Source organism: Dermabacter sp., from assembly GCF_032550575.1.
GTDB lineage: Bacteria > Actinomycetota > Actinomycetes > Actinomycetales > Dermabacteraceae > Dermabacter > Dermabacter hominis.
Window position 1 is genome coordinate 32,686 of sequence record NZ_JAWFZC010000007.1, and the last position, 21,891, is coordinate 54,576.

Below are 21,891 nucleotides of genomic sequence, written 5' to 3' on the forward strand. Positions count from 1 at the left end.
GGTTTAGATATCGAGGAAGCGCACGTCCTTCGCGTTTTCCTGAATGAACCGGCGACGCGCATCGACGTCGTCACCCATAAGCACGCTGAACACCGCGTCGGCGTCGGCGGCCTCGTCCATCGTCACCTGCTTGAGGGTGCGAAGGTCCCGGTCCATCGTGGTGGTTTGCAGCTCGCGCCAGTCCATCTCGCCGAGACCCTTGTAGCGCTGGATGCCGTTGTCCTTCGGGATGCGCTTACCGGCCGCGCGGCCCTCTTCGAGCTTGCGGTCGCGCTCCGCATCGCTGAACACGTACTCGTGTGGCGCGTTCGTCCACTTGAGGCGGTACAGCGGCGGCATCGCGATGAAGACGTGCCCGAGCTCGATGAGCGGGCGCATGTACCGGAACAGCAGCGTGAGCAGAAGCGTGCAAATGTGCTGGCCGTCAACGTCGGCATCCGCCATGAGGATGATCTTGTGGTAGCGCAGCTTCGTGGGATCGAAATCCTCACCAATGCCCGTGCCGAACGCCGTAATGAGCGAACGCACCTCCGCGTTGTCGAGAGCGCGATCAAGCCGCGCCTTTTCGACATTAAGGATCTTGCCGCGGATCGGGAGGATCGCCTGGGTCTTCGGGTCGCGGCCCGAAACCGCCGAACCGCCTGCCGAGTCACCCTCGACGATAAAGATTTCGCTGATCGCGGGGTTGCGGCTCGAGCAGTCGCGAAGCTTGCCGGGCATCCCGCCCGTTTCAAGCGGCGACTTGCGGCGGGTCGCATCGCGCGCCTTGCGGGCTGCCTCGCGGGCCGCGGCCGCCGACTGCGCCTTCGTGACGATCGTCTTCATCTCATTCGGGTGGGCCGACGCCCAGTCCGCGAGCTTGTCGGTCATCACCTTCGACACGAACGTGCGCGCGATCGTGTTACCGAGCTTGGTCTTCGTCTGGCCCTCGAACTGAGGCTCGCCGAGCTTGACGGACACAACGGCCGTGAGGCCCTCGCGGATGTCTTCGCCCGTGAGGTTCGCGTCCTTTTCCTTCATGAGGTTGTTCGCTCGCGCGTAGCGGTTGATCACGCCGGTGAGCGCGCTGCGGAAGCCTTCTTCGTGCGTGCCACCCTCGTGCGTGTTAATCGTGTTCGCGTACGTGTGCACCGATTCCGAATACGCGGAGGTCCACTGCATCGCGATCTCCACGGAGATCATGTGGTCGGTGTCTTCGCTCTCGAAGCTGATGATCTCCGGGTGGATCACCTCGGCACGCTTCTGCTTGTTGATGTACTTGACGAAATCCTCAAGGCCCTGCTCGTACAGGAACGTCACGGACTTCGTCTTGGGCTTCTCCGCGGTGTCGGCGCCAGCCTCGGTGGGGCGCGCCGCATCGTTGATGCCATCGTTTTCGTCGACATCCTGGTCGAGATTGTCGAGATCAGGAAGATCATCGTCAACGGGATCCTCGACCGGGCGGTGATCGGTGAGCGTGATCTTGAGGCCCTTGTTGAGGAAGGCCATCTGCTGGAAACGCTTACGCAGCGTCTCGAACTCGTACTCGGTGGTCTCGAAAATGTCACCGTCGGCCCAGAACGTCACGCTCGTGCCGGTCTCGGTGGTTTCCTCACCCTTTTCGAGCGGGGCGTTCGGCACGCCGTGCGTGTACTGCTGGCGCCACACGTAACCGTCACGCTTAATTTCGACCTCGAGGCGCTTCGAAAGCGCGTTCACGACGGACGAGCCCACGCCGTGCAGACCGCCCGAGACCGCGTAGCCGCCGCCACCGAACTTGCCGCCCGCGTGGAGCACCGTCAGCACGAGCTCAACGGCGGGCTTCTTCTCGGTGGGGTGCATCGCCACGGGAATACCGCGACCATCGTCGATCACGCGCACGCCGCCGTCCTCGAGGACGTCCACGGTGATCTCACTCGCGTAGCCCGCGAGCGCCTCATCAACCGAGTTGTCGACGATTTCGTACACGAGGTGGTGCAGGCCGCGCTCGCCAGTCGAACCGATGTACATGCCTGGGCGTTTACGAACCGCCTCGAGGCCTTCGAGGACGGTGATGTCCGAGGCGTCGTAATGCGGTGCGTTTTCCTGGGCTTCGCTCACGAAGGAATCTCCTTGATGGTCAACGCCGGGTCGGTTGAGCCCGGGTGTGAGGATCGAGGGCCCGTAAACCACGACGACCCCTGTGTAGGGGACCAGGCCCACCGTGGGGGCCCGTGGCCTCTCAGGGCCGTTTGCGGGCCGCTGAGCGAGTCTCGACCACTCTCAACCCTCAAATTTTACCGCACAGCATCGGTGAAAGTGCGTTCATGCGTACAGATCGAGGTGGCGTGTGTCGGGCGGCACAACCCCTCCCCCCTTGAATTGCATAGGGGTTGTGGGGGTTTGGGCGACCGACAACTTCGAATTGCATAGGGCTAACGGGGGTTTGAACCACCCGGCGGTGCGGAGTGGGCCGGGGCGGACCGGAGCAGGACGGGGCGGAGCGGACCGGGCCAGACCGAAATAACCCCCACAACCCCTATGCAATCCAAAGGGGCGGGGCGGAATAACCCCCACAACCCCTATGCAATTCAAAGGGAAAAAGGTGGGGTGCGGAGTCCGACGCTTGCCGGCCTCCAGCACCCCACCATTTCTCGGCCCGTTTCCGAGCCACATCAGGGCCTTACAACATCACAGCCCTGTTCTCTATTCGCCGCTTGCTACTTGCCGCCTCTCCGGCGAGCAACAACGACGGCCACCACGCCACCGAGCACGATGAGCGCCGCAACACCCGCGGTAGCCGCGATCTCCGCACCCGTGCGCGGCATATGCGAACCGCGATGAGAGGAGGCATCCTTCGACGGAATCCTCGACGGGCGTTCGGCCGAGGAACCGTCGGACTTACCCGGGGCCTGAGAACCCTCGCCGCCACCCTTCACGGGCGGCTTACCGGGGTTCATCCCGCCATCGGTATCCGGATTCGCGGGGCGCTCGGGAGCATCATCGCCCGGGTTCGCCGGGTTCTCCGGAGTGCTGGACTCGGGCGCCTTCTGCTTCTCGGTAATGGTCACCGTCACGACACGCACAACCGCGCGGCCATCGGCATCCGTCGCGACGAGAGTGACCTTTTGCTCGCCGGGCACGAGGACCGTGCCGGGCGCGAGCGCGAGAGTCGTGTCGCCGTCCTTGAACGCCGAGCCGTCGTCGGTCACCGTGAAGTGGCTGAGCACCGTCTTCGCGGCGGCTGCCTGGTCAGCGAGCGCACCGTGCTCGACCTCGAAGGCCACCGTGTCGGGTCCGTCGATCACGGCATCGTCGTCGACGATAAACGTCGTGGTGTGGGTCGTGACGTTGCCGGCAAGATCCGTCGCCTTCACGCTTGCCGTGTAGAAACCAGCCGGAAGATCGGCCGTCTTGATCCGCGTGCCGAGCCGAGTTTGCGCGGTGCTTGTCTCGGAGCCATCCACGACGGTCGTCGGCTCAGGCACGCTCCTATCGCCTGCATCGGAAGCCGCCTCTTCAGCATTCACGCTGTTCGGGGCGACCTCGCCAGCATTATCGCCGTCGGTCGTCTCGGGCGGCGCGAGCACGCCGTCGATCGTTGCGGCCTTGCTCGTCAGCTCGGTGTCCTCGTTGTAGATCTCCTTCCCGTTGAGGCTCACCGCGACGTTGGCGAGGTTTGGATCCTCGCCCCACGCTTCGAGCTCGCGCTGGTCGCGGATCACCTCCATGTCCTTGACGGTGTCGATGCCGACGGTGGGCGCCTCTTTATCGACAACAACGGGAATGATCGCAACGAGCTCATTGCCCATCGAGTCGTTCGAGTACACGAGGAGCTTGTCGCCGTCGCGCACCGTCACGAGGTGCTCGAACTCCTGGCGATTAACCTCCTCACCGGGGTGGTTGTGCCGCACGAAGTCGGTCAGGTACTCGTTGTTGATCGCAAGGTAGTGACCCCAGCCGTCATCGCTGATCGATCCCTTAAAGGTCACGTCGTCGGTGTTCGTGTAGAGCGTGCCGCCGACGAGGCCAGGCTCCGTGAAGTGGAGGCTCGGCGGCTTGATATCCACCCATAGGCGGAACGAGCCACTGAACTGCTCCTTGCCCTTGTCGTCCTTCACGATCTGGTGGAAATCGATGATTCCCACGTCGATCGGGAGGTCAACGCTGAACGTGTCGCCCTCGATCGTTGCCGCAATCGGTTCGTTCCTCGTGATCGTGCCGTCCTTCGCACGCGACGTCGGGATGAATTCGATCGAGCTCACGGGATCCTGGATCTTGCCGGTGAGGTGGAGAGTCTTTCCATCCTCACTTACGCCCTCGCTCTTCGAGCTGATATCGCACCAGTTCTCTTCCGCATCGCATGTCTCGATGTCGTAGGTCGGGCGAGCAAAACCGTTGTCCTCGGGCTTCTCCTCGGGGGCGGGCGCCTCGCGGCCCTCGATCTCGACATCGAGGGTGCCCTCAGTGGCGCCATCGCTCGCCACCACGGTCACGACGGGAACACTCGGATCGACCTTCCCGGTGTACGTGAAGGTGCCATCCGGCTTGACCTCGACAGGTTCGTTGAAGATCCACGCCTTCAGGTTGGCATTCTCGCGCTCATCGGTAATCGTGCCGGAGAGCGTGAAGCTGCCGTCCTCGCCCACAACGAGCTTGCCATTGTCGTTGAGCGCGCTCTTGTCGATCGTGATGGTGGGCGCTTGCGCGTCCTGCTCGACCATGATCGTGCGCCGTGCGACCTCCTTGCCGGAAGCGTCGTAGGCGATGACCTCGAGCGTGTACGGATTCGGGCCCTTGTAGGCCTTATCGACGTACTCGAACGTGCCATCGGTAATCTTCGCTTCCTCACCATTCACGGTGACGCGGGAAACCTCGCCCTGGACAACGCCCGACACTTCGAGGGCACCGTCGGAATCCTTACCCACGTACGCGCTCTCCCCCTCGGGGATGCTGTGCCCATTCACGTTGACGAACAAAGGCGCATCGCTGAACGTGACGATGATGGAGGCCTCGTTGAAGCCGCGATCGACGGCGCCCACCGTGACGTACGGGGTTGCCGGATCGAACGTGGCGACGAAGCTGCCGTCGGCCTGCTTCTCGACCGTGACCTTCTCTCCGCTCGCGTCGAGCACGATCGGATCGTCGAGGATGCCCGTGCCGCCCTGATTATCGACGGCCGTGAAATGCACGCGGCCCGGCTCCTTGTCGAGAATGTCGATCGTGGGCGCCGCGGTGTCCACCGTCAACGGCAGGTCCGTGATCTGCGGCTCGTAGCCCTCGGCGATGCGTGCCTTGAGGCGGAACGTATAGGAGCCGTCGGCAAGCGGCGTTTGCTCGCCCGTCGACTTATCCCACAGCGTGCCGTCGAACGAACGGCCCATGAACGTGAGGTCGCCGTCGAACGCGGTCGGCACCTTCGAGCCGATCATGCGTCGCAGCATCTCATCCTTGCCGAGGCTCGCGATGACCGTGCCGTGCGCGTCGAGGATCTCGTATTCGACCTCATCCGCGTTGCGCATGAGCAGCATGCCCGGGGCCACCGTGTCGAGAACGCCATCGCCGTTCGGCGAGAGCGCGAGCGGCTTCTCATCAGGGTTGTTGAACTGGGTCGTGGCCTCACCGAGGGAGCCCACGAGGTTCGTGTTGTCGGCGGGACCATCCTCGATCCATGGCTTACCTGGCTCCTGGATGATGTTCTCCTCATTCCAGTCACCCACGAAACCGAGGTAGGGAACGGCAATGTCAAGCGCGCCATTCTCGCCCTTGAACTGGGCCCAGCCCTCGATGAAGTGATTGCCCGCAGCGGTGTGCGGGGTGAGGGTGAACTGCACCGTGGCGGTTCCGCCCGCGGGCACGGTCACGTTCGAGGCCGACGCCGCCAGCGTCTCATTCGAGACCGTGGCAAGAGTGGGCTTTCCCGCCTCATTCGTTTCCCCGAGCACCTTTTGTGCGGGGATGCTGAACGTGCGGTCCTGATCGCCGCGGTTCGTGAGCGTGACCGTGAAGGTCGTCGGCCCGTTGATCTGCTTGAGTGCGACGGCTGCCTCGCCGTCAACGGTAGCGGTGACGTCAGTTGCGAGCGCGCGATCGACCTCCGCGAGACCCGCACCGATCTGGCGCGGGAGGTACGGAACGCCGTCCTCATTTTCGAGGATCTTCGCGGTGTTCATGAGTGAGGTTTCGATGAGCTCGACGCGTTCCTTACCCGTGATGTCCGGGAAGCGCTCCTCGAACTTCTGCGTGAGAAGCGCGCTGAGGCCCGCGACATTCGGAGTCGCCATCGACGTGCCGCTCATGTTCTCGTACTCGTTTTCGCCGACGGTCGAGTACACGTTGCCGCCGATACCCGCGAGCTGAGGCTTAAACGACAGGTCGTTCGGGGTACCCCACGACGTAAAGGAGCTGGGCTCAAGGCCGTCGGGTGCCGGATCCTGCTTGATCTGGTCCGTGAAGGTGATCGTCGCGTTCGGGTCAGCCTTGAGCGCATCGAGAAGCTGGTGGCCCTGCTCGTTCGTGAGGGCCGCACCGAAGGTCTTGAACTTGTCGATGCCCGCCATGCCGCGGTAGCCCTCTTCGCCATCGCTGTTGAACACCATGACGCCTTCCGCGCCGTGGTCAAGGGCGTACTGGAACTTTTCCGCGAACGAGATCTCGCCGCGCGAAATGAGCGCGTACTTGCCCTTGAGGTCGATGCCGTCCTTGTAGTCCTCCGGGCGGCCGAGACCCACGTACTGATACGGGTGAGGCTTGGCGTCGGGCTCACCCACGCCCTCGAGGTAGCCGATATCGGTGCGCTCGCCGTTCGCCTCGAAATAGGCGAGCGGCACACTCAGCGTCGAGTTATTCACCGAGGCAATCGAGAACGCGGAATCGTTCGTCGAGGGGCTGCCCGCCGTACCGTCATCGAGGCGACCGAGCACGTCGTCCGGCCCACCCTCGAGTGAAAAGTTCTGCCCCTCATTCCCGGCTGCCACGAGCGTGATCACGCCCTCTTCGCGGGCCTTCTTCATGGCCTCATAGGCGCCGTCGGAAAGATCCGGAACACCGTTCGGGCTGCCGAGGGACATGTTGATGACATCGGCCTTGAGCTTCACCGAGTCTTCGATCGCGGCGATGATGTCGCCATCATTCGCCCCCGAGGACTTCTTCGGGTCGTTCGAAAAGACCTTCATCGCCAGCAACTGCGCGTTTGGTGCTGCGCCATCGATACGGCCCGTGGAGGCAAAGTCAGGGGTGTCCCCCTCGGAGCCATTCGCTGCGGTAATACCCGCAACGTGCTGACCGTGCTGCGAATCGGTGAGGTCCATGACCTCGAAGTTGTCGTCCGCGTAGTTGTAGCCCGTCGGCACCTTCTCATTGAACTTGCCGGCCGCTTCGGGATTGATGCTCGTGATCTTTGCGTTCTTGAAGACACCGTCGTCAAGGCGCATATCCGGGTGCTGGGCGTACACGCCCGAGTCGATGATCGAGATTACAGTGCCTTCGCCGTCAACGCCGAAGTCCTTATATGCCTGGGCAACACCCTGGAGCTCACGCGCCGAATACTCGCTCTGGTAGTACACGCGCTCGCGGCGCACCGAGGCGACCTGCTTCTCGGTCGCGAGGTTTTGGATCTTGCCCTCGGGCATTTCGGCGCTGAAGCCATTGACGAGATACCCGAACTGTCGATCCACCTTCAGGTCGTACTTCGCCTTCCACGACTCAAGCAACTTTGCCTGACTCGAAAGGCGGATCTTCTCGCCGGATTCGCTCGGGGCCGACGGCTGCTCCTTCAGCATGACGACGACGCGCACACGTTCGTTAGACACGGGGCGGGTGCCCCGCTTCTCACGCTGTTTCTGAATCGCCGCGCGCTGAATCTGCGAGATCGCCGGCGCTGATTCGTGGTCATCGGTAGGTGCAGCGAGCGCTGCCGGGACGGCAAAACCCGCGGCGACAGCACTCACCGACAACGCGGCAAGCACCTTGCGCATAAAGCCTGGGGACACGCTGTTCTCCTTTGAATAAAACTGCGAGGAATCAAACCGAGAACACCGGGATCTGCAACGCGCCGGGCCGGGGCCAAGGGAAGAACGAGAAGCGGCTCTGTGACTCAGTTATCACAGAAGCCTAGACACATTGCGGGACTTAAGTGACCGGTTGCTCAAAAAATGACACGGAAAAAACGAAAGACCTGGTCATCCGTCGGAACTTTCCGGCCCTGCCAAGGCGACTCCGTGCCGGCCCCGCCGTTCACCCACCCGTAACTTTCTGCGCTTAAATTCCGAAAAGCCCGTTATTGTCCCCCACCCTCACCAGGAGATCCCATGCGCAAAGCAACGGCAGCTGCGCTCACAGGCCTACTCTTTTTGACCGCGGGCGCCCCCGCGTTCGCGACCGACGGCGACCGAACCGACATCAAAGACATCACGATTCTTGCGACGACCGACACTCACGGCACGGCGCTGAACTACAACTACTTCACGGGCGAGCCCTTCGGCACGAAGGAGAATCCGAAGAACCTTCGCGGCATGGACCACCTCGCAACCGCGATCACGGAGATCCGCAAGGACAAGGGCGAGAACGCCGTTGCTCTCCTCGACAACGGCGACGCCAACCAGGGTTCCTCCCTCGAGACGGTCTACAAGCGCGACCACGCCAAGGGCGACGTTGACCCGATCGCGACGATCTACAACCACCTCAAGTACGACGCTGGCGTCGTGGGCAACCATGAGTTCAACTACGGCCTCGACGAACTCCAGGACTACAAGGGCGCCCTCGAATTCCCTCTCCTCGGCGCTAACGTCACCGATAAAAAGACCGGCAAGTCCTACCTCGATCCCTACACCTTCATCAACAAGACCACTGCCGACGGCCACGACGTGAAGATCGCCGTGATCGGCGTCGTCACGCCCGGCATCCCCGGCTGGGACGGCAAGAAGGTTGAGTCCCTTAACTTCGGCGACCAGGTCGAGGCCGTCCAGAAGTACGTTCCCGAGGTCAAGGAGAAGGGTGCAGACATCGTCGTCGTTCTCGCTCACACTGGCCTCGACCCGGAGGGCTACGAGTGGAACGCCGCTGACCTTCAAGAGAATGCCGCGCGCTCGATCGCCGAAAACACCTCCGGTGTCGACGTCGTGATCGGTGGCCACTCGCACCAGACCGACCAGGTGCAGAACTACTACACCAACAAGGACGGTCACGAGGTTCTCTTCACGCAGCCCGGCTACCACGGGCGTTTCCTTTCGAACGTGACGATCCCACTGAGCCTCGACAATGGCAAGGTTGTTGTCGACTGGAACGAGAAGGAGAAGCCGAGCGCCGAAGCCGTCAAAGCCGCGGATTACGCGGCTGATCCGGAGATTGAAAAGCTCATTTCCGATTGGCACGAGAAGACCAAGAAATGGGTCGAGACCGTCGTCGCCAAGGCCACCGAGGACATGCCCGCCGCCACTTCGGCATGGGAGGACACCGCGATCCTCGACTTCATCAACTACGTGCAGACCGAAGAGATCAAGCGCGCGATGAAGGGCACCGAGAACGAAGGCCTGCCGATCGTTGCTGAAGCCTCGCCGTTCTCACGCGAGGCCGTGTTCAAGAAGGGCGATGTCACGATCGCCGATATGGCCGCGCTCTACATCTACGACAACACCCTCTTCGGCGTGAAGATGAACGGCGCGCAGCTCAAGGAATACCTCGAGCACTCGGCTCGCTACTACAAGCAGCAGGAGGAGGGCGCGAAGATCGACGATTGGTCGACCGTCACGAACGCCCAGTATGACGGCATGACGCGCGGCATTCCCGACTACTCCTACGACGTGCTCTCGGGCGTGAACTACCACATCAACATTTCCAAGCCCGTGGGGGAGCGCATCGAGAACCTCACGTGGCCCGACGGCACCCCCGTGAAGGATAACGACGAGTTCATCCTCGCGCTCAACAACTATCGCCAATCGGGCGGCTCTGGTTATCCGGCCGTCAAGGAGGCCGAGGTTGTCTACGACGAGCAGATGGCGATCCGCGATCTCATGATCGACTGGGCGACCAAGAACAAGACGATCGACCCGGCGAACTTCTTCGTGAAGAACTGGACCGTGGGCACGTCGGCCGCGCCCGCGGTTGATCTTCCCATCGACGACGGTGCCGAGGAGCCCTCGGATCAGGGCGGCGATCCGGCTGAGGGTCCGTCGGAAGACTCCACCGACGGTGGCGACAGTGGCGACGCCGATGGCGGTGACACGACACCAGGTGACGGCAACGGTGGCACGGCCGAGCCTTCGACTCCGGGTAAGGCTGCTCCCGGTAAGCCTGCTGCGGGTCGCGGCTCGGGCCACCTCCCGCGCACTGGTGCGGAAAGCCTCGCCGTTGCAGGCCTTGCCTTCGCGCTGCTCACGGCGGGTGGCGCGATGATCGCTCGCAGGCGTCGGGCCTGATCCCATAGGTGCCCTGTAAAAGGAGGGCGGGAGCCGGGTGGCTTCGGCCCTCCTTTGCGCCCCGAACCACACCCCACACCACCCCTCACCCCCTCCCACCACCACCCCCGATCACGAAAGTGGTGAAAAAGGGCCAAAAAGCGCCATCTACCTACGTGAGGGGGCGATTTTTCACCACTTTCACCGCGGCGCGCGGCCGGCGAGCGCGGCAAGAGCTCGAACTTAGGTGATGAAAGGGAACGGGGAGGTTATATGCGAGAGTCAACCGCCCTCGCAGCTGCACTACCCGTAGGTGTCGCGCGGGCCGCGCCACGTCACCGTGCGGCGCCCCTTTTTCCACGACTGCGTACTCGGTCCAGCAACCTTGATTTCGCTCACGACCTGGGCATCCACCCGTTCGTGGATTCGCGTAATGATCTGCGGGCCGAGCATTCGAAGCTGCGCCGCCCATGCGGAGGAGTCGGTGCTCACCACGAGCACGCCCTCCTCGAAACTCTCGATGTGGCAGTGCTGCGCGATAGCGGGCCCCACGATGTCGTCCCATTCGGCGAGCACACGGCCCGCGCTCAAACCTCGATCCCACCCGAGGTTCACGAGCATCTTTTCGAGCACGGTGTTCAGGCGCTGCGGATCGCGCGGATCGGGCCGCGCCCCCGAATACCCCGCCCCATGCGATCGCTCGCCGCGCGGATCGCCCTTGGGGCGCGTCAGCCTACTCGCACGCGGCCGGTATCCGTGCTTCTTGGCGGCGGCGCGAGCCTGGTTGAGGGCGCGCCGGCCGAGCTCTTCGGGGCGCGCGAAGTCACGGGGCCGCGCATCAGGGTCGGGCGCGAGGTCCTCGCTCAGCTCCGTTCCGACGCTTTCCTCGCCCTCCGGGATCCCACGTTTCTCATGGTGCGGCTGCGCTTCACTGCCGTTGCTCGCCGCGCCGCCTAAAGGAACTGGGTGACCGCCTTGTTCATCAGGGCAACCCTGCTCAAGCCAACCCTGCCCGGGGTAGCCCTGCTCGGGGCGGCGTTGCCACGTCCCAAGCGCGTAGGGGTTGAGGGATGCACGGTTATCGCCGTTCACCACGTGGCCCCCTGACCACTCGCCCCTCGAGGTCCGTCGTCACGCGCGGTAGCGGAACCCTTGACTACGTCAATGACGTGCACGTCGTCGCCGATGGAACGGGGGATGTCGGCGTCGTTGGCGGTTGTGATGAGCACCTGCGCGGCGCCTTTGATGATGCGCCCGAGGCGTTCGCGGCGGTGAGTATCGAGTTCACTGAAGACATCGTCAAGGATGAGGATCGGTTCACCGTCGCCGAGGTCGCCTTCTTCGATCGTGAGGAGGTCGTAGGAGCCGAGGCGGAGCGCGAGGGCGAGCGACCATGATTCGCCGTGGCTCGCGTACCCCTTGGCGGGGAAGTCGCTGAGGCGGATCTCGAGGTCGTCGCGGTGGGGGCCCACGAGGCTTACGCCTCGCTCGATTTCGTCGTCGCGGCGTTCGACGATGTGGGCGAGGAGGGCGTCGTGGAGCTGCTGGAGGCTCGGCAGCGGAGGTTCGTCGCGCGTCGTTTCAGCGTCGCTCGCGGCGGCGAGGTCACCCTCGAGAATGCTCGAGGCGTAGCGGATGTTCGCGGGGCTCGTGACGGCGCCGCGGCCGTCGGGGCCGAGACCGAGGTTAGGATCGGCGCCTTCGTCGCTTGAAACCCGCAGGTAGGAGTATCCAACGTGGGGTCGCAAGCGATTCACGAGGTGGAGGCGTGCGCGCATGAGTTCGGCACCGCGACGCGCAAGCTGCTCATCCCAAACGGCAAGGGTCGATTCGGCAGCTTCGCGCGGGTCCATGCCGCCAATGTCGGAGGGCCCGTATGTGCCGCCGCGCCCTCTGTTCATCGCCCGCATCTGCTTCAAAAGGTGGTTGCGCTGGCGCAGAACCTTGTCGTAATCCGATTTGATGCTCGCAAAGCGCGGGGCGATTTCGAAGAGAATCTCGTCGAGGAAGCGCCGGCGGCCTTCGGGCTCGCCCTTGACGAGGGCGAGATCTTCGGGAGAGAACATCACGGCGCGAACCTGCCCGAGGACCTCGCGGGCGCGTGCGAGCGGTTGCGAATGTAGGCGCACTTCGTTGGGGCGGCCGGGGGCGATCTGCATGTCGATGCGCACGTCGCGGCCGGAGCGTTCGCACATCGCGCGGATGATTGCGCTCTTCTCGCCTCGCCGCACGAGGGCCGCGTCATGGGCGACTCGGTGCGAGGAGAGGGTCGCGAGGTACCAGAGGGCCTCGACGATGTTCGTTTTGCCCTGGCCGTTCGCACCCACGAACACGGTGATCCCGGGCGTGAAGCGAAGGAGGGTGTGTGCGTAGGAGCGGTAGTTGAGGAGTTCGAGCGCCTTGAGGTGCATCGAGAATCAGGAACTCAGATGCGCATGGGCATGAGGAGGTAGCGGTAGTGCTCCTCCGGCGCCGCTTCGAGCGACTCTTGGCCACGCAGCACGGTTGGCTTGACCGAATCGGGAAGCGAGAAATGCGTGAAGTCGGTGCCGAGCGCACCGAGGCCATCGAGAAGGAAGCCAGAGTTGTAGCCGACGACCAAATCGCCGCCATCGACCTGTGCTTCGAGGACTTCGCTCGCCTGTGCGTCGTCGCCGTCGCCCGCTTCGAGGGCAACTTGCCCCTCGCTGAAGGTGAGGCGAACGGGGGTGTTGCGCTCGGCGACGAGGCTCACGCGCTTGACGGCCTCGATCAGGGGCGCTGTCGCGACACTCACGGTGTACGGCGTGACGTCCGGGAACAGGCGCAGCACGGGCGGGTAATCGCCGTCGACGAGGGTCGAGGTCGTGCGGCGGCCAGAGGATTCGAAACCGATAAGGTTTGCCGTCTCGCCTTCATTGAGCGCAATCTCGACGTTGCCGCCGCTGAGCGATCGCGCCACCTCGGTAAGGGTTCGTGACCGTACGAGGGCACTCAGTTCGCTTGAAGGGCTCGCGGGGTTCCACGTGAACTCGCGCACGGCGAGGCGGTAGCGGTCGGTCGCGGCCATCATGACTTTTTCGCCGTCGATCGTGACCTTGACGCCGGTGAGCAGGGGAACGACGTCGTCTTTGCTCGCGGCGATTGACACCTGCGAGATGGCCCGCGCGAAAGTTCCCGAGTCCACGGTGCCCACAACGGGTGGCATCTCCGGAAGCACGGGGTATTCCGCAACGGGGAGCGTCGCGAGTGAGAACCGCGAGGAACCACACAGGATTTCGACCTTGGGGCCCTCGTGCGTGACGGACACAGTTTTGTGGGGCAGCGCCCGCACGATGTCGTTGAGCATCTTGCCCTGGACGAGAACCTCACCTGGTTCGTCGATGTCAGCTTCGACGGAAATGTGGGCACTGACTTCGTAGTCGAAGGTCGAAAACTTCAGTTCGCCCTCTTCGGCAACGATCCTCACGCCCTGGAGGATGGGCATTGCGGGGCGCTGCGGGAGTGTGCGGGTTGCCCACGAAACGGCATCGCTCAGCACGTCCCGATCAAGATGAAATTTCACGCCTCGGCTCCTTTACGAAAAAGCTTCTCGCGCCTTCGCGCGTACTTCCCAACTTTAGCCAAATTCTTGGCTTCGCGCCCGGGTCAAAATTACACGCTTGTCATTCTCATCCCCAAGGATTCCACATCGTCGAGGCTCGAGCGTGCGCTGTCACGTGACTTTTCCCCATTACCCGCATCTCAAGTTTAAACAACCGTCTTAATTACGCCTGTTGACGCTGTGGATAACCACTATTATTGCTGGTCAGAGCGAGAACTACACCTTTCGGATTCGGTGTGAGGATCGACGAGGAACTGTTGATGCATTGGGCATAACTGTCATTTTCGCGAGTGCGTGTGTGCTGGCAACTCACAAAAGGCGAGCCGTGCGTGCACATTCTCCACAAAGTTATCCACAATTCTGGAAACTACGGGCCTGACCAGGAGCGTTGCACGGCCCGCAACCGTCGGACCTCAGCGCCTCCCCTGTTCCTGCGCGTTCGCCTTCACTCGCGCTGTAAGTTCCGTGACCTGGTTAAACAGGGCGCGACGCTCTTTCATGAGGGTCGAAACTTTCTTGTAGGCATGGATCACAGTCGTGTGATCGCGCCCGCCAAACGCATCACCGATCGCCATGAGCGGCATCTCGGTGAGCTCACGACACAGATACATCGCACACTGGCGAGCCGTGACGAGCGCACGGGTGCGGGCGGTGCCCTTGATTTCATCGATGCCGAAACCGAAGTACGCCGCCGTTTCCGCGATGATGAGATTCGGCGTGATCTCCGCACCCCCATCGTGCGTAAGCAGGTCTTTCAGCACGTTCTGCGCGAGCTCAACGTCCATGGGCTGCTTCGAGAGCGAGTGCAGGGCCTGTACGCGAATAAGCGCACCTTCGAGCTCGCGGATGTTCGAGGAGATGTTCTCCGCGATGTACTCGAGCACCTCGCGAGGAACCTCCTCGTTGTTCTCCGCTGCGACCTTTTTACGCAAAATCGCGATGCGGGTTTCGAGGTCCGGCGGCTGCACGTCCGTCATGAGCCCCATCTCGAATCGCGAGCGCATGCGATCTTCGAGGCCGCCGAGGAGTTTCGGTGGGAGATCCGAGGTGATGACGATCTGCTTGTTCGCGTTGTGCAGGGTGTTGAACGTGTGGAAGAAGGCCTCGAGGGTCTCGGGTGCGCGCTGCAAGAACTGGATGTCGTCGATCAACAGGATGTCGATGTCGCGGTAGCGTCGCTGGAACTCCTGGGCCTTACCGAACTGGCCCGACTGCACCGAGTTGATGAAGTCGTTCGTGAATTCCTCGGAATTTACGTACCTGACCTGGATGTTTGGGTGTAGCTGCTTGGCGTAGTGACCTGTCGCGTGCAGGAGGTGGGTTTTGCCGAGGCCTGATCCGCCATAGATGAACAGGGGGTTGTAGGCGAGTGCGGGCTGTTCGGCGACCGCGTAGGCGGCAGCCTGAGCGAAGCGGTTTGAGGCGCCCACGACGAACGTGGCGAACGTGTACTTCGGGTTGAGCCGCGAATCGTTTCCGAGTGACGAGGAGGTGGGGAGGTCGCTGGAGCTGGCCGGTGCCTCGGCTCGGTCGGTTCCCTCGGCGGGCGTGTAGGGGGAATAGGGCGTGGGGTCCGACGGTTGCTGGGACCACGGCGATGCCACATTCACAGAGTTATCCCCATCGTGACGTGGGGTGACGGGGATTGATCCCGATGAATTCACAGAGTTATCCACAACGTTGTCCACCGGGGCGGTGCTCGATGGGGCGCTCGGTTCTGGCTCGTCGTCGAGGCCCAGCGTGGGGTCGATCGTCACCGCGAACGTCACGGGCTTGCCCATCGCCTGCGAGAGCGCCGAACGAAGCTGATCGGGGATCCGCATCTCGAAAAGGTCCTTGACCGTTGCATTTGGCACCGCAATGAGGGCCGTATCCTCGAGAAACCCTCGCAAACTGGAGAGGGTGACGTAGGCGAGGTGGCGATTCGACACCGAGTCATCGGCGCGCAGGATCTGTTGGCACTCGGCCCACAGCGCGTCGCGATCGAGTGCGGTCTCGTCCATTCGGGGGCTCCTCGTGGGAATCGGGGGTGCGGCGGACGTCCATAATTATCCACCATGTTTTCCACATTTATGCCCAATGACGTGGAAGAAGGCGCACACTCTGTTAAATCGTTGGGGATAACCATGAGATTCTAGGCACACTTCGCTGAATCGAGGCTCGTTCCATTGACCGGGTAGCCGCGCGATTCTAGACTCGATCAGTCTGTGTTCACGGAACCGACGCGTTCGGTTTCGCGCACACACCCGAAACCACCGGCCCCACGGGCCGTCTTTAACCGGGCCCTCCGGCCGCCACGCGGTTCCTTCCCGGAGACGAGGGCCCCGATTTATTTGGAGAGAAAAGATGACCAAGCGTACGTTCCAGCCGAACAACCGCCGCCGCGCCAAGAAGCACGGTTTCCGCGCACGCATGAGCACCCGCGCGGGCCGCGCCATCATCAATGCGCGCCGCTCGAAGGGCCGCGCGTCCCTCTCGGCCTGAGCCGCGGCGTGACGTGCGGGCAGCGAGCCGCCTACGTCACAACGACGACTTCCGCCTGACCACCCGCCAGGGAGTGTCAGCGGCCCGATCCCACGTGGTCGTGCACCTCGCGGTCCTTTCCTCCCCGGAGGTCAAAAGGATCCAGGAGGAGCCGCGCGTGGGATTTGTCGTGTCAAAAAAGGTCGGCAACTCTGTCGTCCGCAGCCGCACCAAGCGCCGGCTGCGGGAAATCATGAGAGCCCGCCTCGATCGCCTACCCGCGTACGCAACCGTGGTTGTGCGCACGCGCGCCGGCATCAACGACATTGGGCACGACACTCTCGTCAGTGAAGTCGATTCCGCACTCACCTCCGCCCTCGGCAAGCTCGCCAAGCGCAGCTCTACGCACGAGGGGACACGGGGATGAAGGCAACCGTCGGAATCATTCGCGCGTACCAGCGAGGGATTTCCCCGTACCTGCCGGCCGCGTGCATGTTTACGCCTGTGTGCTCGCAATATGCTCTCGACTCGATCCGCCGCCACGGAACTTTCAAGGGGATTCTCCTCACCGCATGGAGGATCCTTCGCTGCAATCCTCTGGGCCGAGGCGGGATCGACCCGACCCCCGCACCGGGCATGTGGACAAACCCGAAACCCGTCACAGGGCGGGACACTGAAAGCCCCGAGTTCGCCCACACCCACTAGGCTTGACCCGAACACCCGACCTCACGCCGCTCATCGCATGACCGTCATGCGCATGCGAGCGGCAGGAAGAAAAGGCCGAAGTTGAACATTCTTTACCCCATCGAGTGGGTCGTCGTCTGGATCATGGTCCAGGCCCACAAGCTCCTGTCCTTCGTGATGGACCCGGATTCGGGCTGGACCTGGCTGCTCTCGATCGTGCTGCTCACGGTCGTGGTCCGCATCATCATTTTCCCGCTCTTCGTGAAGCAGATTAAGAGCTCGCGCGGCATGCAAATGGCAGCCCCCGAGCTCAAGGCGATCCAGCAGAAGTACAAGGGCAAGACCGATCCCGAGTCCCGTCAGGCCATGGCCAACGAGACGATGCAGGTCTACAAGGAGCACGACGCCAACCCCGTGGGCTCGTGCCTTCCTGTCCTCATTCAGATGCCGATCTTCTTCGCGCTTTTCCGTGTGCTTTTCTACAAGTTGCCGGAAGCCGCAAAGAGCAATAAGAGCTTCGGCATCCTCACGCCCGAGCTAGCCGACAGCGCCCACAACGCGCGCATTTTCGGTGGTACGACGATCTCCGATTCGTTCCTCACCGGCGACATGTCCGCGAAGGTCATCGCGGGCGTCATCATCGCACTCATGGTGCTCGTGACGTTCCTGACGCAGAAGGAGCTGACGATGCGCAACATGCCGCCGTCGGCTCTCGAAGGCCCGATGGCGTCCACGCAGAAGATGATGCTCTATATGCTCCCGTTCATCTACGTGATCTCGGGTCCCGGTATGCCGATCGGTGTGCTCGGGTACTGGCTCACGACCAACGTGTGGACGTTTGGCCAGCAGTGGTGGATGATCTCGAAGAACCCGACCCCCGGTTCCGCCGCTGAAAAGGCTCGCCACGAGCGCATCAACAAGAAGCGTGAGAAGCAGGGTCTTGAGCCGCTTGACTTCACGCCGAAGAAGTCCAAGCGCGTGCAGGAGATGGAAGCGGCCAAAGCCGAGAGCATCCGCGTGCAGCCGAAGCGGTACGAAAACGGCCGGAAGCTGAGCGATGAAGAAATGCTCCAGCGTGCCCGCGAGAAGCGAGCGAAGGCGATCGAAGAGCGACGCAAGAAGGCCGCTCAAAACGGTGCACAGAAGGCGGGCGGCTCGAAGCAGAGCAACGCCCTCGGCAAGAAGCGCAAGAAGAAGTAAGGATTCCCGATGAGCGAGAACGACACTTTTGACAACGACGCGGTGGACACTCAGACGTCCGCCGACGAGCGCCTCGCGCGCCTCGAAGAGGAGGGCGACTTCGCCGCCGACTACCTCGAAGAACTCATGGATATCGCCGATCTCGATGGCGATATCGACATTGACGTCGACGGCGATCGCGCATCCGTGGAGATCCGCGGCGCCGCCGAGCTGAGTGCCCTCAACGAACCGAAGGGTGAACTCCTCGAAGCCCTCCAGGAGCTCACGCGGCTCGCCGTTCAAACGAAGACGGGCGTGCGCTCGCGCCTCATGTTGGACATCGGTGGTTTCCGCGCAAGCCACAAGAGTGAGCTTGAGGAACTTGCCGAGAAGGCCGTCGAACAGGCCAAGAACGGCGAGGTTCCCGTTCCCCTTCGACCCATGAATCCGTTTGAACGCAAGGTTGTGCACGATGTTGCGAAGCGCCACGGCCTGCACTCGGAATCCGACGGTGAGGGCAAGACCCGCCACGTCGTGATCTACCCCGAAAACTGATGCTTCCTGCTCCCGCACACCTCGACTCTCTCGCTCGCGACCTTTTTGGTGAGCGTCATGTACTCGCTGAGCAGTACGCGGAAATTCTGCGTACCCGCGGAGCGGAAGAGGGCCTCATTGGGCCCCGCGAAGTCGATCGCATTTGGGAGCGGCACGTCATCAATTGCGCCCTCATGGTGCGTGCCCTCGGGCCCGCGGGCCTCGTCGAATCGCTCGCGGATGTAGGTTCGGGTGCCGGCCTCCCGGGGCTCGTCATCGCGATTGCCCGCGAGGATATTGACGTGACCCTCATCGAGACGATGCAGCGCCGCGTGGACTTCCTTGAGCGAGCGGTCGAGGAGCTGGATCTTGTCAATGTTGAGGTTGTGCGCGCTCGCGCTGAGGACCTTCATGGCGAGCGGGAGTTCGATGCGGTGACGGCCCGTGCCGTTGCGGCGCTCGATAAGCTCGCGAAGTGGACCGTTCCGCTTGTGCGCATCGGCGGCGAGCTCGTGGTGATGAAGGGCAAGAGCGCGCGCGACGAAGTTGTGAAGGCAGAAAAGACCCTCGCCCGTCTTGGCGCATGCGATGTTCGCGTTGAGGAATTCGGAGATCCATCCGTGGAGGTTCCTACTACAGTGGTACGAGCACACGTTCGTGAGGTATCGGGGCGAAAGGGGCCGCGTCGTGGCTGAGAAGAAGAACTCTCTCGATGAAACACCGCTCATGCGGCAGCTTCGTAACGACATGGAGCTTCGCAAGCGCCTCGAGAAGGCGACCTTCGCCGCGCCGGAACACACCCGCATTATGGCCGTCGCGAATCAGAAGGGCGGCGTCGGTAAAACGTCGAGCGCCGTCAACGTTGCGGTCGCGCTCGCCAAGGGCGGTCTCAATGTTCTCGTAATCGATTCGGACCCTCAGGGCAACGCGTCGACGGCTCTCGGCATCCCGCACGATCCGGAAATCGCCTCGCTTTATGACGTGCTCATCGAGGATGAGCCGCTTTCGGCGATCGTGACCCCCTCTCCCGAGGCGGACACTCTCGAGTGCGCCCCCGCGACGATCGATCTTTCGGGTGCCGAGATCGAACTTGTTCCGATGGTGGCGCGCGAATCCAGGCTCAAGAACGCGCTTGCCGACTACTTCGAGGAACGCGAGCAAAAGGGCCTTCCTCGCCTCGAGTACGTTCTCATCGATTGCCCGCCTTCGCTTGGGCTTTTGACGATTAATGCCCTTGTGGCCGCGCGCGAGGTGTTCATGCCGATCCAGGCCGAGTACTACGCGCTCGAGGGCATCGCGATGCTGTGGAAGAACATCGACCTCATCCGCAAGCACCTCAACCCTGACCTTGTGGTCTCGACGATCCTGCTCACGATGTATGACGCCCGCACCCGCCTCGCGGCCCAGGTGGCCGAGGATGTGCGTGCGCACTTCCCCACGCAAACCCTCGATACCGTCATCCCCCGGTCGGTGCGCATTTCGGAAGCCCCGAGCTACGCGCAAACCGTCTTGAATTACGATCCCAACAGCACGGGTGCTCTCGCGTACCGCGCCGCTGCGCACGAGATTTCCCGTCGCCCCGAGCCTAAGAACTGAAACGAGGAGATCATGGCGAAGAAACGTGGCCTTGGTCGGGGTATCGGTGCACTGATCCCCAGCTCCGAGCCTGCCGCAACCGAGAAGCCCGAGGCGCAGAGCACGCCCACGCCCGAGCCTTCCGCGAAGTCGGCCGGCACGAAGGCGCCCACCTCGGCACAGCGCTCCGGCGCCTCCTCGAAGTCTGCTGCGCCCAAGCCTGCCGCGTCCTCCTCACCCTCGAAGAAGGCGTCCGACGCTACTCCCGCCCCTGCTGAGCCCAAGGCTTCCGCGTCGAAGCCAGCCGGCACACGCGGCGCCGACATGTTCTTTAGCTCCGAATCTGAATCCACTGATAAGTCGAGCGAGCGTCGGCGCGCAGCCGATCTTGAGCTCGCTGACTCGTGGGCGCGGGATGCACGCTCGAAGCGCCGAAATGGCAAGAAGGCCACAGCGAAGTCCGCAGCGGCAGCGCGTAAGGCCGACGACGAAAAGGCAGCGAAAGCTGCTGCGACCGCACCGGTCGAAGTGCCGTCGGAATCAGATGCGCAGGTTACCGCTGCGCCCCCACAGACGTCTCACGACGGTCTCGTGCCCGTGCCGGGCGCCGAATTTGTCGAGGTTCCGATCGCCGAGATCCGCGAAAATCCCCGCAACCCGCGAACGGTTTTTGACGAGGATGAACTGGACGAACTCGCTTATTCGCTCCGTGAAGTCGGCGTTCTTCAGCCGATTGTTGTTCGTCCCGTTACCGACTCCGTCGATGGCGAATCCTTTGAGATCGTCATGGGCGAGCGCCGTTGGCGGGCCGCGAAACGCGCTGGTCTCAAGTCGATTCCCGCGATCGTGCGTTCGACCGCCGACGACGACCTTCTTCGCGATGCGCTCCTCGAAAACCTGCACCGCTCGCAGCTGAATCCCCTGGAGGAGGCAGCCGCCTATGGCCAGCTCCTCGAGGACTTTAACTGCACCCAGGACGAGCTCGCTGATCGTATCGGGCGCTCGCGCCCGCAGATTTCTAATACCCTGCGCTTGCTTCGCCTCCCTCCCCTCGTGCAGCGTCGACTCCAGTCCGGCGCGCTTTCTGCGGGCCACGCCCGCGCGCTTTTGGGACTCGATGATGTCCAGCTCCAGGAGGAGCTCGCGCAGCGGATCGTGAGTGAAGGCCTGAGTGTTCGCGCTGTTGAGCGCCTTATCGCGAACGGTGTTGAGTCCTCGTCTGCAACCCGCACGGTGACCCGCCGTAGCTCGTACAACCCGCGCGTGGTATCCCTGACCTCGCAGCTGTCAACGAAACTTGAGGCACCGGTGCGCATCGATGTCGGTAAGCGCAAAGGTAAAGTTACGCTCGAGTTCACGAACCTCGACGATCTCGAACGGATCGTGGCGAAGCTCGGCCTCGAGGACGTCGATCTCCCGCAGGACTGAACAATTCAGGTCCCAGACGCCTACTCGTAGACGTCAAATATTTGCGGAAGTGTTTTCCGGGAACCGTCGGTAACGTTTTTGGCCGTGGCAGAT

15 protein-coding genes are annotated in these 21,891 nt (G+C 62.7%); 9 read left to right on the forward strand and 6 right to left on the reverse strand.

Going from position 1 to position 21,891, the window contains the following annotated elements; translation table 11 throughout:
• Positions 1-3: 3 nt before the first annotated feature.
• Together gyrB and E6X30_RS08585 are read right to left on the reverse strand one after the other, a co-directional pair.
• Positions 4-2,079 carry a DNA topoisomerase (ATP-hydrolyzing) subunit B gene (gene gyrB / locus E6X30_RS08580; protein ID WP_016663533.1) on the reverse strand — a complete coding sequence of 692 codons (2,076 nt, stop codon included), beginning with the start codon at positions 2,077-2,079 and terminating at the stop codon, positions 4-6.
• A 599-nt stretch (positions 2,080-2,678) separates the two neighbouring features.
• On the reverse strand, positions 2,679-7,949 hold the full coding sequence (locus E6X30_RS08585) for a S8 family serine peptidase (RefSeq protein WP_316336032.1): 5,271 nt from the start codon (positions 7,947-7,949) through the stop codon (positions 2,679-2,681).
• A gap of 318 nt (positions 7,950-8,267) precedes the next feature.
• Between E6X30_RS08585 and E6X30_RS08590 the strand changes: the two genes are divergently transcribed.
• On the forward strand, positions 8,268-10,373 hold the full coding sequence (locus E6X30_RS08590) for a 5'-nucleotidase C-terminal domain-containing protein (protein WP_316336033.1): 2,106 nt from the start codon (positions 8,268-8,270) through the stop codon (positions 10,371-10,373).
• Between the two features lie 282 nt (positions 10,374-10,655).
• Here the strand turns inward: E6X30_RS08590 and E6X30_RS08595 are convergent, their stop codons facing one another.
• The 4 genes from E6X30_RS08595 to dnaA form a co-directional block, all read right to left on the reverse strand.
• Positions 10,656-11,447 carry a DciA family protein gene (locus E6X30_RS08595; protein WP_316336034.1) on the reverse strand — a complete coding sequence of 264 codons (792 nt, stop codon included), beginning with the start codon at positions 11,445-11,447 and terminating at the stop codon, positions 10,656-10,658.
• Entirely contained in the window at positions 11,441-12,763 is a 1,323-nt protein-coding gene (recF, locus tag E6X30_RS08600; protein WP_034371299.1) for a DNA replication/repair protein RecF, read from the reverse strand. Before recF ends, E6X30_RS08595 begins: the two co-directional genes overlap by 7 nt.
• Before the next feature lie 14 nt (positions 12,764-12,777).
• Positions 12,778-13,896 (reverse strand): DNA polymerase III subunit beta, encoded by a 1,119-nt coding sequence (gene dnaN / locus E6X30_RS08605; protein WP_016663527.1) that lies wholly within the window; start codon positions 13,894-13,896, stop codon positions 12,778-12,780.
• 452 nt (positions 13,897-14,348) lie between these two features.
• Complete coding sequence (gene dnaA / locus E6X30_RS08610) at positions 14,349-15,938, reverse strand: chromosomal replication initiator protein DnaA (protein ID WP_070457667.1); 1,590 nt, start codon at positions 15,936-15,938, stop codon at positions 14,349-14,351.
• A 343-nt stretch (positions 15,939-16,281) separates the two neighbouring features.
• On the opposite strand from dnaA, the gene rpmH reads away from it, so the two are divergent.
• From rpmH to E6X30_RS08650, 8 genes are all read left to right on the forward strand, one after another.
• Complete coding sequence (gene rpmH, locus E6X30_RS08615) at positions 16,282-16,419, forward strand: 50S ribosomal protein L34 (protein ID WP_016663525.1); 138 nt, start codon at positions 16,282-16,284, stop codon at positions 16,417-16,419.
• Positions 16,379-16,825 (forward strand): ribonuclease P protein component, encoded by a 447-nt coding sequence (gene rnpA, locus E6X30_RS08620; RefSeq protein WP_226998092.1) that lies wholly within the window; start codon positions 16,379-16,381, stop codon positions 16,823-16,825. Before rpmH ends, rnpA begins: the two co-directional genes overlap by 41 nt.
• A complete protein-coding gene (gene yidD, locus E6X30_RS08625) occupies positions 16,822-17,103 on the forward strand; it encodes a membrane protein insertion efficiency factor YidD (RefSeq protein ID WP_070457664.1) in 282 nt (93 codons plus the stop codon). The genes rnpA and yidD overlap by 4 nt, the downstream gene beginning before the upstream one ends.
• Before the next feature lie 81 nt (positions 17,104-17,184).
• A complete protein-coding gene (gene yidC, locus E6X30_RS08630; RefSeq protein ID WP_070457662.1) occupies positions 17,185-18,282 on the forward strand; it encodes a membrane protein insertase YidC in 1,098 nt (365 codons plus the stop codon).
• 9 nt (positions 18,283-18,291) lie between these two features.
• Positions 18,292-18,816 (forward strand): R3H domain-containing nucleic acid-binding protein, encoded by a 525-nt coding sequence (locus E6X30_RS08635; protein ID WP_096882319.1) that lies wholly within the window; start codon positions 18,292-18,294, stop codon positions 18,814-18,816.
• Positions 18,816-19,490 (forward strand): 16S rRNA (guanine(527)-N(7))-methyltransferase RsmG, encoded by a 675-nt coding sequence (gene rsmG, locus E6X30_RS08640; protein WP_096882320.1) that lies wholly within the window; start codon positions 18,816-18,818, stop codon positions 19,488-19,490. Before E6X30_RS08635 ends, rsmG begins: the two co-directional genes overlap by 1 nt.
• Before the next feature lie 31 nt (positions 19,491-19,521).
• On the forward strand, positions 19,522-20,391 hold the full coding sequence (locus E6X30_RS08645; RefSeq protein WP_316336051.1) for a ParA family protein: 870 nt from the start codon (positions 19,522-19,524) through the stop codon (positions 20,389-20,391).
• Positions 20,392-20,403: 12 nt separating this feature from the next.
• A complete protein-coding gene (locus tag E6X30_RS08650; protein WP_101687204.1) occupies positions 20,404-21,798 on the forward strand; it encodes a ParB/RepB/Spo0J family partition protein in 1,395 nt (464 codons plus the stop codon).
• Positions 21,799-21,891: the final 93 nt, after the last annotated feature.

Bases quoted from the DNA above. Each gene is read 5' to 3' on its own strand.
- E6X30_RS08590 (WP_316336033.1), top strand. From the start codon at position 8,268: ATGCGCAAAGCAACGGCAGCTGCGCTCACAGGCCTACTCTTTTTGACC.
- recF (WP_034371299.1), bottom strand. From the start codon at position 12,763: ATGCACCTCAAGGCGCTCGAACTCCTCAACTACCGCTCCTACGCACAC.
- dnaA (WP_070457667.1), bottom strand. From the start codon at position 15,938: ATGGACGAGACCGCACTCGATCGCGACGCGCTGTGGGCCGAGTGCCAA.
- rpmH (WP_016663525.1), top strand. From the start codon at position 16,282: ATGACCAAGCGTACGTTCCAGCCGAACAACCGCCGCCGCGCCAAGAAG.
- rnpA (WP_226998092.1), top strand. From the start codon at position 16,379: ATGCGCGCCGCTCGAAGGGCCGCGCGTCCCTCTCGGCCTGAGCCGCGG.
- yidD (WP_070457664.1), top strand. From the start codon at position 16,822: ATGAAGGCAACCGTCGGAATCATTCGCGCGTACCAGCGAGGGATTTCC.
- E6X30_RS08635 (WP_096882319.1), top strand. From the start codon at position 18,292: ATGAGCGAGAACGACACTTTTGACAACGACGCGGTGGACACTCAGACG.
- rsmG (WP_096882320.1), top strand. From the start codon at position 18,816: ATGCTTCCTGCTCCCGCACACCTCGACTCTCTCGCTCGCGACCTTTTT.
- E6X30_RS08645 (WP_316336051.1), top strand. From the start codon at position 19,522: ATGCGGCAGCTTCGTAACGACATGGAGCTTCGCAAGCGCCTCGAGAAG.
- E6X30_RS08650 (WP_101687204.1), top strand. From the start codon at position 20,404: ATGGCGAAGAAACGTGGCCTTGGTCGGGGTATCGGTGCACTGATCCCC.